Origin of the sequence: Pseudobutyrivibrio ruminis CF1b, assembly GCF_000424005.1 — a bacterium.
In the GTDB taxonomy this organism is placed as follows: Bacteria; Bacillota; Clostridia; order Lachnospirales; family Lachnospiraceae; genus Pseudobutyrivibrio; species Pseudobutyrivibrio ruminis_C.
Map to the genome: position 1 here is coordinate 500552 of NZ_AUJB01000008.1, position 16688 is coordinate 517239.

Annotated in this window: 13 protein-coding genes and 1 tRNA gene; 12 read left to right on the plus strand and 2 right to left on the minus strand. The window is 40.2% G+C overall.

Annotation, left to right across the window (positions count from 1 at the left end; genetic code table 11):
* Positions 1 to 34: 34 nt before the first annotated feature.
* From G592_RS0104465 to G592_RS0104485, 5 genes are all read left to right on the plus strand, one after another.
* The gene (locus G592_RS0104465; protein ID WP_028246752.1) at positions 35 to 1624 is read left to right on the plus strand and encodes a peptide chain release factor 3; all 1590 of its coding nucleotides are present in this window, start codon (positions 35 to 37) and stop codon (positions 1622 to 1624) included.
* A 191-nt stretch (positions 1625 to 1815) separates the two neighbouring features.
* Complete coding sequence (gene recA / locus G592_RS0104470) at positions 1816 to 2871, plus strand: recombinase RecA (protein ID WP_028246753.1); 1056 nt, start codon at positions 1816 to 1818, stop codon at positions 2869 to 2871.
* Between the two features lie 2 nt (positions 2872 to 2873).
* Entirely contained in the window at positions 2874 to 3467 is a 594-nt protein-coding gene (locus G592_RS0104475) for a regulatory protein RecX (protein ID WP_051194758.1), read from the plus strand.
* 199 nt (positions 3468 to 3666) lie between these two features.
* The gene (gene rny / locus G592_RS0104480; RefSeq protein ID WP_028246755.1) at positions 3667 to 5220 is read left to right on the plus strand and encodes a ribonuclease Y; all 1554 of its coding nucleotides are present in this window, start codon (positions 3667 to 3669) and stop codon (positions 5218 to 5220) included.
* Between the two features lie 53 nt (positions 5221 to 5273).
* Positions 5274 to 5810: an NUDIX hydrolase gene (locus tag G592_RS0104485; protein ID WP_081660308.1), complete on the plus strand. Its 537-nt coding sequence runs from the start codon at positions 5274 to 5276 to the stop codon at positions 5808 to 5810.
* Here the strand turns inward: G592_RS0104485 and G592_RS0104490 are convergent.
* Positions 5807 to 6838: a 3-deoxy-7-phosphoheptulonate synthase gene (locus G592_RS0104490; RefSeq protein ID WP_028246757.1), complete on the minus strand. Its 1032-nt coding sequence runs from the start codon at positions 6836 to 6838 to the stop codon at positions 5807 to 5809. The two genes, G592_RS0104485 and G592_RS0104490, sit on opposite strands and share 4 nt — an antisense overlap.
* A 15-nt stretch (positions 6839 to 6853) precedes the next feature.
* The gene (locus G592_RS0104495) at positions 6854 to 7708 is read right to left on the minus strand and encodes a shikimate dehydrogenase (RefSeq protein ID WP_028246758.1); all 855 of its coding nucleotides are present in this window, start codon (positions 7706 to 7708) and stop codon (positions 6854 to 6856) included.
* Positions 7709 to 7850: 142 nt separating this feature from the next.
* Between G592_RS0104495 and G592_RS0104500 the strand changes: the two genes are divergently transcribed.
* The 7 genes from G592_RS0104500 (at position 7851) to metA (ending at position 16451) form a co-directional block, all read left to right on the plus strand.
* Positions 7851 to 7924 (plus strand) — tRNA-Arg (locus G592_RS0104500).
* 33 nt (positions 7925 to 7957) lie between these two features.
* Positions 7958 to 9232 carry an SH3 domain-containing protein gene (locus G592_RS0104505; RefSeq protein ID WP_028246759.1) on the plus strand — a complete coding sequence of 425 codons (1275 nt, stop codon included), beginning with the start codon at positions 7958 to 7960 and terminating at the stop codon, positions 9230 to 9232.
* Positions 9233 to 9298: 66 nt separating this feature from the next.
* On the plus strand, positions 9299 to 10033 hold the full coding sequence (locus tag G592_RS0104510) for a pseudouridine synthase (protein WP_028246760.1): 735 nt from the start codon (positions 9299 to 9301) through the stop codon (positions 10031 to 10033).
* On the plus strand, positions 10033 to 12036 hold the full coding sequence (gene ligA / locus G592_RS0104515) for an NAD-dependent DNA ligase LigA (RefSeq protein ID WP_028246761.1): 2004 nt from the start codon (positions 10033 to 10035) through the stop codon (positions 12034 to 12036). Before G592_RS0104510 ends, ligA begins: the two co-directional genes overlap by 1 nt.
* 52 nt (positions 12037 to 12088) lie before the next feature.
* The gene (locus G592_RS0104520; RefSeq protein ID WP_028246762.1) at positions 12089 to 13798 is read left to right on the plus strand and encodes a GGDEF domain-containing protein; all 1710 of its coding nucleotides are present in this window, start codon (positions 12089 to 12091) and stop codon (positions 13796 to 13798) included.
* A complete protein-coding gene (locus G592_RS0104525; RefSeq protein WP_028246763.1) occupies positions 13791 to 15470 on the plus strand; it encodes a GGDEF domain-containing protein in 1680 nt (559 codons plus the stop codon). Before G592_RS0104520 ends, G592_RS0104525 begins: the two co-directional genes overlap by 8 nt.
* A gap of 57 nt (positions 15471 to 15527) precedes the next feature.
* Positions 15528 to 16451: a homoserine O-acetyltransferase MetA gene (metA, locus tag G592_RS0104530; protein WP_028246764.1), complete on the plus strand. Its 924-nt coding sequence runs from the start codon at positions 15528 to 15530 to the stop codon at positions 16449 to 16451.
* Positions 16452 to 16688: the final 237 nt, after the last annotated feature.

A 16688-nucleotide genomic window follows, 5' to 3' on the forward strand; every position in this document is an offset into this window, starting at 1 on the left:
GCTATTTTTCGGTTTATATACATGGAGGTTTTAAATGGCTTTTACAGTTGAAGAAGAAATTAAGCGTCGTCGTACATTTGCGATTATTTCCCATCCCGATGCTGGTAAGACTACTCTTACAGAAAAGTTCCTTTTATATGGAGGACAGATTAACCTTGCAGGTTCTGTAAAGGGTAAGGCTACAGCTCGTCATGCAGTATCTGACTGGATGGAAATCGAGAAGGAGAGAGGTATTTCAGTTACTTCTTCAGTTCTTCAGTTCGAGTATGATGGCTATTGCATAAATATCCTTGATACACCTGGACATCAGGACTTCTCAGAGGATACATATCGTACACTTATGGCAGCAGATTCAGCTGTAATGGTTATCGATGCATCTAAGGGTGTTGAGGCACAGACACGAAAGCTTTTCAAGGTCTGCGTTATGAGACACATCCCTATCTTTACATTCATTAATAAGATGGATAGAGATGCAAATGATACATTTGAGCTTCTTGATGATATTGAAAATGAGCTTGGCATCGCTACAGTTCCAGTAAACTGGCCAATCGGTTCAGGTAAAGAATTCAAGGGTGTTTATGATAGAAATACACGCTGTGTTCGTATGTTCTCTGATACACAGAAGGGGACAAAGCAGGGAGAGGAGCGTATTCTTTCTATCGACGATCCAGCTTTAAAGGACGAAATCGGACAGGATAAGTACGACCAGCTTATGGAGGAGCTTGAGCTTCTTGATGGTGCTGGCGCTGAATTTAATCAGGAATTAGTTACAGCCGGAGAGCTTTCACCAGTATTCTTTGGATCAGCTCTTACAAACTTCGGTGTTGAGACATTCCTTGAGCATTTCCTTCAGATGACATACAGCCCACTTCCACGTAAGAGTGACGCTGGCGAGATTAGTCCATTCTCTGAGGATTTCTCAGCTTTTGTATTTAAGATTCAGGCAAACATGAACAAGGCTCACCGAGACAGAGTAGCTTTCCTTCGTATTTGTTCTGGCACTTTCGATGCTTCAAAGGATTACTTACACGTTCAGGGCGGCCGTAAGGCTAAGCTTTCTGCTCCACAGCAGATGATGGCTGATGAGCGTAAGATAGTAGATAAGGCATATGCAGGCGATATCATCGGTGTATTCGATCCAGGTCTTTACAGCATTGGTGATACATTTACTTCAGCTAAGAAGCCATTTAAGTTCGAGGGTATCCCTACCTTCGCACCAGAGCATTTCGCACGTGTTCGTCAGATTGATACTATGAAGCGTAAGCAGTTCATGAAGGGAATCACACAGATTGCACAGGAAGGTGCCATCCAGATTTTCCAGGAATACAACACAGGTATGGAAGAAATCATCGTAGGTGTTGTAGGTGTTCTTCAGTTTGACGTTTTAAAATATCGTTTGAACAACGAATATAATGTAGAAATCGGTCTTGAGAACCTTCCATACGAACATATCAGATGGATTGAAGGAGATTACGACATCAATAAGATCTCTGGTACTTCTGATATGAAGAAGATTAAAGACCTTAAGGACAGACCACTTCTCTTATTTGTTAACTCATGGTCTGTTGGAATGGTTCTTGATAGAAACGAAGGTCTTGTTCTTTCAGAATTTGGTACTAACTAAAATCGTTATAAAAAGTGCTTGACTTACAAAAGATAGGCATGTATATTATTGGGCAGTGGCGTTCGCCACTGTCTTTTTTGTTTTTGTTTTTATTCTAATTTTTATCCCATTTTATTGTTGACATTTAATACCCATTTCACTATTATTATATTAAAAGAACGAACAGTTGTTCCGAACGGAGGTTTTATAAAATGGCAAATGAAGATAAGCTTAGAGCATTAGATGCGGCTATATCACAGATTGAGAAGCAGTACGGTAAGGGTTCAGTTATGAAGCTTGGCGAGGGCGCTAATGTACAGGTTGAGACAGTTCCTACAGGTTCTATCAGCCTTGATATCGCACTTGGTCAGGGTGGCTTCCCTAAGGGCCGTATCATTGAGATATATGGACCAGAGTCGTCTGGTAAGACTACACTTGCACTTCACGCAGTAGCAGAGGTTCAGAAAGCAGGCGGTATCGCTGGTTTCATCGATGCTGAGCACGCTCTTGATCCTAAATATGCTAAGGCAATTGGTGTTAACATCGACGAGTTATACATTTCTCAGCCAGACAATGGTGAGCAGGCTCTTGAGATTACAGAGACTATGGTACGTTCAGGCGCTATGGACATCATCGTAGTGGATTCAGTAGCAGCCCTTGTACCAAAGGCAGAAATCGACGGAGATATGGGAGACAGCCATGTTGGTCTTCATGCACGTCTTATGTCACAGGCCATGAGAAAGCTTACAGGTATCGTTGCCAAGACAAATTGCGTAGTTATCTTTATCAACCAGCTTCGTGAGAAGGTTGGCGTTATGTTTGGAAATCCTGAGACTACTACAGGTGGTCGCGCCCTTAAGTTCTATGCATCAGTTCGTATCGATGTACGTCGTATCGAGGCTCTTAAGCAGAACGGCGAGGTAATTGGTAACAGAACACGTGCTAAGATCGTTAAGAATAAGGTGGCACCTCCATTCCGTGAGGCAGAATTTGATATCATGTTCGGTGAGGGAATCTCACGTGAGGGCGACATCCTTGATGTAGCTACAAATCTCGATATCATTCAGAAGTCAGGCGCTTGGTATGCATATCTTGGTGAGAAAATCGGCCAGGGCCGAGAGAACGCTAAGATTTACCTTAAGCAGAATAAGGATGTTTGCGAGGAAATTGCAAACGCTATTCGCGAGCACTACGCTGAGACCGACGAGAGCGAAGTAGGCTTAGTTGGCGGTGAAAAGGAAGATATACCTACAGAGGTTATTGAATAATTATGGAAATCACATCTCTTGTTAAATTATCCAAGGGAAGAGCAAAAATCTGTCTCGACAACGGGGCAGATTTTGTTCTATATAAAAAAGAATATGAAAGCTATGGTATAGAAGAGGGGGCAGATTTATCCCCTGCAGACTATGAGGAGATTTGCACCGAGATTCTCATACCTCGCTGTAAGAAGCGCGCTCTTCATTTGCTGGAAAAGCAGGACCGCTCAGAGAAGAACCTTAGAGATAAACTAAAAGAAGGCGGTTATTCATCGGATATCATCGATATTGCCATAGATTATATCAATGATTATGGCTATCTGGATGATGCCCGTATGGCTGCCAGTCATGTTCGTTTTTACCAGGACAGCCGCAGTCGTAACAGACTTCGTCAGGACCTTATGGGAAAGGGCATTTCTTCTGATGTAATCGAGCGTGTTTTAGAGGAAGAATATACTGCAGATGAGCAAGAATTGATAAATCGACTTCTTGAAAAGAAGGGCTATGATAAAGAAAATGCCACTTATGAGGATCGTGGAAAGATGTATCGATTTTTGGCAGGCAGAGGTTTTTCATCTGAATCAATTAGTAAATCCTTAAATTGAGATTTAATTAAGCATAATTTTATTTAATTAAATTAAAACAAACTTAACTCATGCCCAGACTACTATATATAGTATACATTTTCTTGACATGAGCCCATTATAAAGTTAAACTAATTGTGTTGAAGTTTATAAATGAGAGCATTTATTTTAGCTTTTATTTTATATTCAAATTTAGAAAATTTTATAAGGAGGTGCTCCTGTGAACGTTGTAACGGTAATAGTTATTTGCCTTATCGTTGCAGTTGTCGCAGCTGTTGTTACACTTTTTGTAGCCAATAAGCATCATGAGACTCAGGGCAAGAATAAAGTAGATTCTGCCGAGGCTAAGGCTCGTGAGATTATTGATGAGGCTGTAAAGAGTGCGGAGGCCAAGAAGAGAGAGGCGATGCTCGAGGCTAAGGAAGATGCCATGAGACAGAAGAACGATCTCGACAAGGAAATCCGTGAGCGCCGAGCAGAGATTCAGCGTAGTGAGCATAGAATTTCTCAGAAGGAAGATAACCTTGAGAAGAAGCTCGAAGCGGTAGAGAAGAGAGAAGCTGAATTCGCTCGTCAGGAACAGCAGTTAAACAAGCAGCGAGAAGAGGTTGCAAAGCTTAATCAACAGCGTGTACAGGAACTAGAGAGAATCTCAGGACTTACCTCCGAACAAGCAAAAGAACAACTTTTAAAATCTGTAGAAGAAGACGTCAAATTAGACGCAGCAAAGCTTATTAAGGAAAGTCTTACTCAGGCAAAGGACGAAGCTGAGAAGAAGGCTCGTGAGATCGTTGTTAGCGCTATCCAGAAGTGCTCAGCAGATCACGTTGCAGAGACTACTATTTCAGTAGTACAGCTTCCAAATGATGAGATGAAGGGACGTATCATTGGTCGTGAGGGTAGAAATATCCGTACACTTGAGACAATGACAGGTGTTGAACTTATCATTGATGATACTCCAGAGGCAGTTATTTTATCTGCATTTGATCCAGTTAGACGTGAGATTGCACGTATTGCATTGGAGAAGCTCATTGTTGATGGTCGTATCCATCCAGCGAGAATTGAGGAGACTGTTGAGAAGGCTAAAAAGGAAGTAGAACAGCAGATTCGTGAGGAAGGCGATGCAGCCGCTCTCGAGGTTGGTGTTCAGGGTATTCACCCAGAGCTTCTTAGATTACTTGGAAAGATGAAATTCAGAACTAGCTACGGTCAGAATGTTCTTAAGCATTCTATCGAGGTTGCCCAGTTATCAGGACTCCTTGCTGCAGAGCTTGGTCTTGATGTGAGAGTGGCTAAGCGTGCTGGTTTGCTCCATGATATTGGAAAGGCAGTAGATAGAGAGCAGGAGGGTACTCACGTACAGCTCGGCGCAGATCTTTGTCGTAAGTACAAAGAGTCTCAGACAGTAGTAAATGCTGTAGAGGCACATCATGGCGATGTAGAGCCAGAAACACTTATAGCTTGTATTGTACAGGCAGCTGATACTATCAGCGCAGCTCGTCCAGGTGCTCGTAGAGAGGCTATGGAGACATACACAAACAGATTAAAAGAATTAGAAGAAATTTCTAACAGTTTTAAGGGTGTTGAAAAATCTTTTGCTATTCAAGCAGGTAGAGAGATTCGAATCATGGTGGTTCCTGAACAGGTTACAGATGCCGATATGGTCATCATGGCGAGGGATATTTCAAAGCAGATAGAAAATCAGCTTGAGTATCCAGGACAGATTAAGGTTAACGTAATTCGTGAGTCACGAGTTACAGATTACGCGAAGTAATTACTGGGCGGCTGGTTATCCAGCCGCTTTTTTAATGGAGGAACATAATAATCATGGAACAGATTAAAAGAATAGATAGAAAATTGGTTCATAGTGGAGCAATACTGGATTTTTATGAAGACACTATGCTTCTTCCAAATGGCAAAACAGAGACATGGGATTTCATCAGTCACAGAATGGGCGCAGCATGTGTACTTGCTGTAAAGCCAGATGGAAAGATTCTTATGGTAAGACAGTTTAGAAATGCACTTGATAGAGAGACACTTGAGATTCCTGCAGGTAAAAGAGATTCTGTAAATGAAGATACAGCTATTTGCGCAGCAAGAGAGCTTGAGGAGGAGACAGGATACAGAGCTGGTAAATTAGAAAAGCTACTGTCTCTTAAATCGACAGTAGCTTTTTGTGATGAGCTTATTGATGTTTATCTTGCCACAGACCTTGAGAAGGTTGGAGAGCAGAAGCTTGATGAATCTGAAGAAATCGATATCGAAGCATGGGATTTAAATGACCTGCTTGATATGTGCTATTCAGGAAAGCTTCAGGACGCCAAAACTGTGGCTGCTATAATGGCTTATGCAGCACGCCGTTAGTTTCTCTCGGCAATTGTATAAAGAAGGTGACGTGTGTCTTCCCATCCAAGGCATGGGTCTGTGATTGACTGGCCGTATGTCTGGTTTTCAGAGATAGGCTGGCAGCCTTCCACAAGGTAAGACTCAATCATGACACCTTTTACTAACTTCTTAATATCATCTGAGTGGTTGCGGTTGTGCATCACTTCTTTCACGATGCGAATCTGCTCCTTAAACTGCTTGTTTGAGTTTGAGTGATTTGCATCGATGATACATGCTGGATTCACCAAATCCATTTCCTCATACATATTGTGAAGACGAATAAGGTCCTCGTAGTGGTAGTTCTGAGTGCTGTTGCCGTGCTTTGAAACAGCTCCACGTAAAATAGTGTGGGCAAGAGGATTTCCTGTAGTGGTAACCTCGTAGCCTGAGAATGTAAAGTGATGTGGATGCTGTGCTGCATACACTGAATTAAGCATTACTGAGAAATCACCTGATGTAGGGTTCTTCATACCAGAAGCTACATCAAAACCTGAAACAGTGAGACGGTGATGCTGATCCTCTACTGAACGGGCACCGATGGCAACGTAAGAGAGAAGATCATCAACATATCCCCAATTTTCAGGGTAAAGCATCTCGTCAGCGGCAGTAAGCTCAGATTCTGTCATTGCACGGATGTGCATTTTTCTCATGGCAATAAGGCCGGCGAGCATATCTGGAGCTTCATTTGGATCAGGCTGGGATGCGATACCCTTGTAGCCGCTGCCAGTAGTACGAGGCTTGTTTGTATAAATACGAGGAACAACTAAAACTTTGTCTTTGATATCCTCAGCAACTCGTGAAAGCTTGCTGATGTACTCGCAAACAGCGTCTTCATTATCAGCTGAGCAAGGTCCGATGATACATAAAAATCTGTCGTCTTTTCCAGTGATAATATCAGCTACTTCCTTGTCGCGCTGAAGCTTCAGCTGTTGAACCTTCTCAGGTACAGGAAGCATTTCTTTGATTTCTTCTGGTGTGGGCATTTTCTTTAGGTAATTAAAACTCATTATTATTCCTCGTTTCTATATAAAATATTTTTGTTTAACTATTTCAACAGGCATGTCCTGCTCGGTCCAGAGCTTGAAGGCTGCGGCACCCTGATAGAGCAGCATGAATTTGCCGTTCATTGTTTTACATCCTACAGAATCAGCGTCCTTGAGAAGACGTGTCATTTCAGGATGATAGATGGTGTCGCATACTGTAAGGTTTGGATGAAGGAACTCTTTTGGAACAAGAGAAGTATCATCATCGCCCATGCCTACATTAGTACCATTTATAAGGATGTCACTTTCCTGAAGGGAAAATTCCATAATATCTCTGTCGGCAATGTCATAAACAAATACATCGCACTCTGTAGCCTTGGAAATCTTGTCGGCGTAATCGACAACTTTATCAAAAGTAGCATTTTTGCGTTTAAAAATATTTATTTTTGAAACGCCTTCAGTGGCTGCCTGAGTGATGATAGAAGTGGCAACACCGCCTGCTCCAAGCATGGAAATGGTAGAGCCTATGTATTGAATTCCACATTCTGTCATGGACTGAAGGAAGCCGATTCCATCGGTGGTATAACCGTAGAGTTTCCCATCTCTGTTTACAACTGTATTTACGGAATGAGCAAGAGATGCAACTTCATCAATCTCATCAAGGAGAGGAATGATGGAAGTCTTGAAAGGCATAGTAAGGTTAAAACCGCCGCAATTCATGGCTTTCAGGCCATCCACAACCTTGGCTAAATCATTAGGCTCAAGGTTAAATGCCATGTAAGAATTATCAAGTCCAAGGGTATCAAAAGCCAGATTATGCATGGCTGGTGAGATACTATGTGCAACAGGGTTTCCAAGTAAACAATATAATCTAGTGGAACCAATTGGATTCATACCTGCTTATCCTCCTACAAAAAATTATTATGATTTTAAATTATTATGATACTTTAATCAACTAAAGTCCACCCAAAAAATAAAGGTTTTCTGATTTGATGTGAGTAGTAAGTTGTGATACAATAAACCGGCAAGTAAATTAGTAGGCGTAGCGTAGTTGGATAACGCATCGGACTCCGACTCCGAAGACCGCCGGTTCGAATCCGGCCGTCTACAGTTAAAAGCCTACAATACTCACCGGAGGGGCACATGGATATTCATAAGTTAAAAGATAAGGTTAGATATATAGCAGGAATTTGCGGCGATTTCGTCGTTTTACATAAGAGATACTTTTTAGCTGGTTGCATTTTCATTTGCATGGCATGTGTTTTATTCTTAGGCACTGGAAAGTCAGCTAGCCAGGAAAAATCAGTTGAAGGCGTTTACAAGAATTACAAAGAAAATAAGAACGAAGAGCTGAATAAATTAATAAATGATTATTACAAGGCATACGCTTCAGGAGATACTGATGCTCTTAAGAAGGTTGCCGATCCTGTATCAGATCAGGAAGTTAGCTACATTCAGTTTTACAGCCAGTATATCGAGAGCTTCAATGATGTAAAGATTTTCACAAAAGAGGGTCTTTCAGAAGGTTCATATCTTTGCTCTGTTAGAGTAGATCTTAAATACAAGGATATTAAGACACCAGCACCTGGTCTTGATTTCTTCTATGTAGAGACAAAGGATGACAAGCTTTTCATCAACAATATTTACGGTTCATTCAATCAGACAAATAACATCTACGAGATGGATACAGAGATTTCTGATTTGATTGCTATTTTTATCCGTCAGCAGGATAAGTTAGATAAAGAGGCAGAAGTTACTGACGAATACGAAGCAGCAATCGAGAAGGACGCTGATCTTAAAACATTTATGTCGGAGACACTTCAGGCTGCTATCGTTCAGTGGAATTCTGATTATCAGGTTCAGGTAGCTGCCGCAGCTGAAGAGGCTGCAAAGGCTGAGGAAGAAGCTAAGGCAAAGGCAGAAGAGGAAGCTAAGGCTGCTGAAGAAGCTGCAAAGGCTGCAGAAGAGGAAGCTAATTCATTCACAGCCAAGACAAATGCTAAGGCTAATGTTCGTGCACAGGCTGATAAAAACAGCGACAGACTTGGTTCTGTACAGAAGGGCACTGAAATCACTGTTTACGGTGAAGAGGGCGACTTTTACAAGTTTGATTACAATGGCACAAAGGCATATATCACTAAGGATGCTGTAACAGTTTCTAATGGAGATGCCGCTGAGGAGACTCAGGAGGAAGAGGAAGAGACACCAGCAGCTACACAGAGCTTCAACAAGGGTGATAAGATTACAATCAAGTCCACAACAAACATCCGCTCAAAGATGGACACTTCTTCATCTAAGGTAGATGTAGCATACAAGGGTGACACAGTAGAGGTTATCATGAGCTATGCAGAGGGATGGACAAAGGTTAAATTTAAGAAAAAGGAAGGCTTCATTCGTACAGATCTTTTATCTAAGTAAGTCTTTCTGCTAATAAACTAAGATATTTATGGAGACCATGAATTTGGTCTCCATTCTGATATATGGATGGAGGCTTTAGTGGAAGAATTATACAGATTAAATAAATATTTGTCTGATGCGGGAGTGTGTAGCCGTAGGGCTGCGGATGCTGCCATTGAAGCCGGAGATGTTATGGTAAATGGCCAGCCGGCTGTGATGGGAATGAAAGTGTCTGCTGCTGATGAGGTTTTGTTTAAGGGCAAGCTTGTTTCAAATGTTGGCAAAAAGCAGGTGCTTATCGCCTACAACAAGCCGGCAGGAATAGTTTGCACAGCTGAAAAGCGTGAGAAGAATAATATTGTGGATCATCTGAATTATCCTGAGAGAATCTACCCTATAGGTCGTCTGGATAAGGACAGCACAGGGCTGCTTTTACTTACAAATCAGGGTGATTTGGTTAATAAGATAATGAGGGCAGTAAACGCCCATGAAAAAGAATATATTGTCACTGTTGATAAGGAAATTACAGCGGATTTCATTAAGCAGATGTCGGCAGGTGTGTATCTCACAGAATTAGAGACCACCACCCGCAAATGCCAGGTGACAAAGCTTGGACCAAATAAGTTTAAAATCATTCTTACCCAGGGATTGAATCGACAGATTCGCCGAATGTGCCAGGAGCTCGGCTACAGAGTTCGCACTCTTAAGCGCGTAAGAATAATGAATATCGAGCTTGGAAATCTGAAGGAGGACACCTACAGAGATGTGACTCCTGAGGAGCTGAAAAAGCTAAATAAAATGTTAGAGGGATCAAAGAATTAATGGAACTGAAAGAATATAAAAAGCTGGTAGACCAAATCGACTACCACATGGACCGATACTACAACCAGAACGAGCCAGAAATCAGCGACTATGAGTACGATCAGCTGATGCAACAGCTCAAGGCAGCTGAAGCTGAGCACCCAGAATGGGTAACACCAGATTCTCCAACACAGAAGATTGGTGGCGTTGCCATGCGTGAGGCAGGCGTAAAGGTTACTCACGATGTGCCAATGCTTTCTATCGAGGATGTCTTTACTAAAGAGGACGTAGTAGCATGGGTTGAAAAGGTTAAGGCGGTTCATCCAGATGCAAAGTTTTCTGTAGAGGCTAAGATTGACGGCCTTTCTATGACTCTCAGATATGAGAGAGACAGCCAGGATAAATTAAAGCTTAAGCTTGCCGAGACCAGAGGTGATGGTCTTATTGGTGAGGACGTTACAGAGAATGCTTTGGTTATTCCTGATGTTAATAAATATCTTGATTTACCATACGATTCACTTCAGCTTCGTGGAGAAGTTTACATGTCCCATGAGGATTTCGACAGATACAATGAGGAGCAGGAGCTTGCAGGTGGAAAGCTTGCAGCCAATCCTAGAAACCTTGCTGCAGGAACACTCCGTCAGCTTGATGCAAACATCACTAAGAAGCGTGGCTTGAAGATGTTTGTGTTCAACGTTCAACAGGGACCAGAGGAGCTTACTGAGAGCCATTGTAAGGGACTTGATATTTTGGACGAGCACAATGTGCCAGTTGTTTTCCATCGTATATGCGATAATTCAGAGGATATTTTATCTGTTATCGATGAGATTGGCGAGAAGAGAGAAGAGTTTGAATTTGATATAGATGGTGCGGTAGTAAAGATTGATCAGGTTGCATATCGTAGCGATTTCTCTACAAGCAGCAAATATTCAAGTGGTCATATCGCATATAAGTACCCACCAGAGGAGAAGGAGACAAAGCTTTTAGATGTAGAGCTTTCAGTAGGCCGTACTGGTCGAGTAAATCCTACAGCTATTTTTGAGCCAATTCGTTTATGCGGTACAACAGTTAGCCGTGCTACTCTTCACAATCAGGATTTTATTGATGAACTGAACATCGGTATCGGAGATACGATAGTAGTTTATAAATCAGGCGAAATCATTCCTAAGATTAAAGAGGTTAAGCACGATAAACGTCCAGATGGAGTTAACACATATAAGATTCCAAGTGTCTGCCCAGCCTGTGGCGGCCCTGTATCAAGGGATGCTGATACAGCAGATATGAAGTGCTCTAATCCTAGCTGTCCAGCTCAGTTAGAGCGTCATATCATTAATTTTGTATCAAGAGATGCTATGGATATTAGAGGATTTGGTGAAGTATATATCATCGACCTTGTAAGAAGAGGGTACATTAAGGACATTGCTGATATCTATTCTCTTAAGGATAAGCGAGATGAGCTTATTGAGGAGGGGATTATCGGTAAGGAAAAGAATACTGACAAGCTTTTAGCGACAATAGAAGCATCTAAAGAAAATGATGCAAATAAGCTCTTTACAGGCTTTGGTATTCCTAATGTTGGAAAGGCTGCTGCAAAGGCGTTACTTGGACAGTTCAAGGACATCGAAAAAATCATGGAACTGTCAGAAGAAGAGCTTATGCAGGTTAATGATATTGGAGAAATCAGTGCCAAATCTATTTATGATTATTTGCACGACCCTGTAAATATTGACATTATAGGCAGATTAAAGGCTGCAGGTGTTAATATGGAAGAGGAAGAAAAAGAAGGCGCTACAGACAAGCTTTCAGGCCTTACCTTCGTAATCACAGGAACACTTCCTACTATGGGCAGAAAGGAAGCTCAGGAGCTCATAGAACTAAATGGTGGTAAATGCGCCGGCTCTGTTTCAAAAAAGACCAGTTATCTTGTAGCTGGGGAAGCGGCAGGAAGCAAGCTTGATAAAGCCAACACATTGGGCGTGACTGTCCTTTCAGAGGAAGATTTATTGGCTATGGTGAATAGCTAAAAGTTTGTTGCTTATTCCATAAATGTACACATTTTAGGTGTAAAATCATGATATGGATGATATTCGCAATCTTCAACAGAAAAAGATTTTGATACTGCCTATGCTGACAGCTTTTGTTACAATTTTTCTGTTAGCAATAAGTGGTAGCATGCTCACAACGTCTTCTGAATCTGATATCAGCCCTTTGGAGAAGGGGTGGTCTATTAGTCGTGACAATTCAGTGATGAAAAACGTTGTGCTGTCAGAATATCATATAGGCCGCTCAAAAAGAGGTGATGTCATTACCATTTCAAATAAGATAAAAGTTGGCTCAGATTGCAATACTCTTATGTTTAAAAGCGAGCTATCGGCTATAGAGGTGCTGATAGATAATGAGCTGATGTATTCTTTTGGGCAAGATTTTTTTGAAAAGAGGATGTTTATACCTAAGCTTTTTAATTTTGTAACGCTTAATTTAAGCCCAGGTGTTCATGACGTTACAATCAAATATACTATTGGGGATGATTTTGCCATTAGACAATTATCCCCAGTTTTTTACGGTCAAAAACGTGACTTGATTCGAGCTTTTTTCAGCTTTAATAGAACTACCATTTTCATTGGTGGATTTTTAATTATATATTCATGTCTTTTATTTTCACTTTGGATTTATCTTTTACTCACTCACAAAAGTGCATTACAAGTTTATATTAGTGCGGATTTTGCTATGCTATTAGGATGCTATATATATTCTAGTAATGATATTTTATGTATATTGGGCGGACTTCATCAGGAGTTCTTTTCTATGATGGAGTACATTTCGTTTTATCTGTTTCCACTTGCTTTTTCAATGCTTTTTTATTCTTTGCATTCCGATGTTGAGGAAAAAAAGCAGAAAATTATTATTGTCTTAAATATCGTATTTCCGATTATTATTTTGTTACTGCATTTTTCTGGAGTGGTACACTTATACTTTTTCAAGGATTTTGTGGGAACGGTTGATGTTGTGGAAATTCTAATTCTGTTACCTATTCTCATTAAATGCTTAAAAAAACAAAGTGACAGTCAGGAAGATGTAGATTATATCGTTGGTGTTGATGCAGAAATTTATCTTATGATAGGGTTCACGATATTGGTGGCTTCAGCTCTTATAGAAATTTTTTTAAGTGTAATTTGGGGGACGAATGAAGATTTTACTCATGTTACTCTGTTTACCTCTATAAACTTATTTGAGATTGGAATGCTTTTCTTCATGGTGTGCCATTTTATTTATTATTTCATTAACAGTATTAACCATATGAGTGCTCAGAGAATGAAAGCTCAGTTGGAAGGCTTGGCATATACAGATGCATTAACTGGATTGATGAATAGAGCGGCATGCAGTCAGGAATTTGCAAATTTGCAGGGAGATTATGCTATCGTCAGCCTTGACCTGGATAATTTAAAATCTGTTAATGATACCTTTGGCCACGCAGTAGGTGATGATATGATTAAAGCTTTTGCAAAGGCTTTTGATAATTCTTTTAGTGATGCTGAGCTTAGGGCGCGCACTGGTGGTGATGAATTTATAGCTCTTTTTAAGAACAAAAAAGCTGATGCTATAGAAATGTGTATAAAGAAGTTTATGGATGAAATGAATCACTTTAATGAGGGAGATAGCAAATTTAAGTTGTCTGCATCTGTCGGATATGCTTTTAGTAATGAGGTGGAGAGCAGGAAATATGCTGATGTTTTCTATCTGGCTGATCAGCGTATGTACAGAATGAAGGAGGCGCATCATGGTTAAAACGGTATTTAATCTTGCGATATCCTTCATTGCATTTATCGTGCTTTTAATTATAGGCCATTTCTTTTTGCAGGCAGATAGTAAATACAATGTGGAAGAGCTTAATGAAGGATGGGATGTATATTATAATGATTCAAAATTTGAGGATGTTCAGATTTCGCAACTAAGGAATATTATTGGAAATGGTACATTTAAAGGGGATACTATTGTTTTAATAAAAAGAGATGTCGATTTAAGCAAGTATGTGGATGCTACTTTATTTTTTGAGTCTAACTATAGTGCATGGATGCTGTTTGTAGACTCAAGAATGGTGCAAAGTAACCAGGTGGAGGCATATAAGGCTGGTAAATTTATTGGTTGTGAGAATAATTTTGCTATTTTGCCAAAGCTGTATATGCCTGTAACCATAAAGCTTTCTTTACTAATCGCGGAGGATAATGCCTATGGGTATTTCGAACCACCGGTATTGGGTGGCTATTTAGATGTACTTCAGTATACCATTCTTAATCATGTATTTATTTTTATTTCCTCTGCATTTTTGATTATATTTGGTGTGATATTTTTTGCGATAGGAGTAGGCTTTCGAAGCGATATACCAGAAATCAATATGCAGATTTATTCATCACTGTTGTTTATTGTTCTTGGAATTTGGTTTTTGACCCAGTTTAAGCTGTTGGATTTATTTATAGAAACTTATGGGCATCAGACAGAGATAGAGTACATATCACTTTATATGGTAGTGCCATTTATGTACATGACAATGGGGTGTATGAGAAATTATCTTGAACGAAAGATATTCTTGGCTTTTGCAATCAGTGGAACTATTGTTCCTATATTACTTATAGTACTGCACTTTATGGGCAAGGTGCATATCAACAAGCTTCTATTTATATATCAGCTTGATGCTATGGTACTAATAGTTTTTATGTTTGTAATGATATTACTAAAGGATGCAAGGCAACATTTAGTTTCGCGGGCTCAGTTTTTGCAGCTTACAGGACAAGCTCTTTTGGCGGCATCATTTATTTTTAATTTGTTTTTTTACTATCTGGAAGTGATGGGAGTTTCAAAGCAGATTATGCTTTCAAAAAAAGCTGTTCCTTTAGGTGCGATGTGCATGGTTTTTGTGACCTTGTTGAATTACTATATTTTTATTTCAGATACATTTTCACGTCACAGGGAATATCAGTCTCTGAAACATCTTGCATATGCGGATGAGCTTACAGGGTTACCAAATAGAGCGAAATACGATAATTTCATGGAAAATCTTAATCAGCTGGAGGATGATTATTGTATTATAAGTATTGATTTGAATGGACTAAAAGCTGTAAACGACAATCAGGGACATCTTATGGGGGATAAATATCTTATTCAATTTGGAAAAGTATTGAATCACATATTTGGCAGAGAAGGGTTTGTTGCAAGAATAGGTGGAGATGAGTTTGTAGCCATACTTACTGGCGAAAAAATAAAAATTGTGGATCGGTTGATTAAGAATTTGAATACGGCATTAAAGCAGCTGAACAGCGCAGATTCCTCGATTCCTCGAAGCACAGCAGTAGGATATGCTTTTAGCTATGAGCTTCCGGGGGAGGATTCTAATTCTATTTATCTTTTGGCGGATGAGCGTATGTACAAGAATAAACAATTAACTCATGGCGGAAGGAGATAGGTTGTGTTATCATTAGTAAAGTTATTTATTTTACTAGATGATAAGGAGAGGGTAAGTATGCCAATTAGAACACAAAACGATTTACCTGCTAAGGCAATACTTGAGCAAGAGAATATATTTGTTATGGACGAGAATAGGTCCACTCATCAGGATATCAGACCTATCTCGATTGGGATTTTAAATCTAATGCCTTTGAAGGAGGCTACAGAGCTTCAGCTTTTGCGCTCCCTTTCCAATACACCACTTCAGGTGGATGTGACTTTCCTCACTGTCGGAAGCCACGAGAGCAAGCACACAAGTAAGACTCATCTTGATACTTTCTATGAGCGCATTGAGGATGTATATGACAGATATTTCGATGGTTTGATTATTACTGGTGCACCAGTGGAGCAGATGCCTTTTGAAGAGGTAGATTATTGGGAGGAGCTCACTCATGTGTTTGAGTGGACAAAGACTCATGTAACATCTACACTTCATCTTTGCTGGGGATGCCAGGCAGGATTATATTACCGCTATGGCATTAATAAATATGATTTAGATGAGAAGAAATTTGGTATATTCCCACACAGAGTTCAGAACAGAAAGATTCCACTTGTTCGTGGATTTGATGATGTTTTCTATGCGCCACACAGCCGTCACACAGGCGTACGCACAGAAGATATAGAGGCTTGTAAGGATCTTGTAGTTTGTGCTAAAGGAGAGGAAGCAGGAGTGTTCCTTTGCATGTCTAAGGATGGCAGCAATATTTTTGTGATGGGACACCCAGAGTATGATCGATTCACTCTCGATAACGAGTACAAGCGCGATAAGAACAAGGGATTGAAAATTGAACTCCCTGTTAACTATTATCCAGACGATGATCCAGAGCAGAAGCCGCTGCTTCAGTGGCGAAGCCATGGAAATATCATGTATTCTAACTGGTTGAATTATTACGTATATCAGAACACCCCTTATGAGTGGAATAAGATTAGCGAAAAATAGCGGATTTATAAGGATTTTTGCTATTTATGTAAACTGTTATATCTTATCGTAACGTATCGTAAGTTGTCATAACTTGTGGTGTCAAAATGGCGTAAAATAAGGATTTTTGAAAAGGGTGTCATGAGAAAATGGTGTCAAAATGGTGTCAATTTTTTTGACACCATTTGCCTTCCAAACTGAATATTTTTGTTACATAGAGTAGGTATTCTTTATTGAATAACTGCTCTTTTTTTGTCT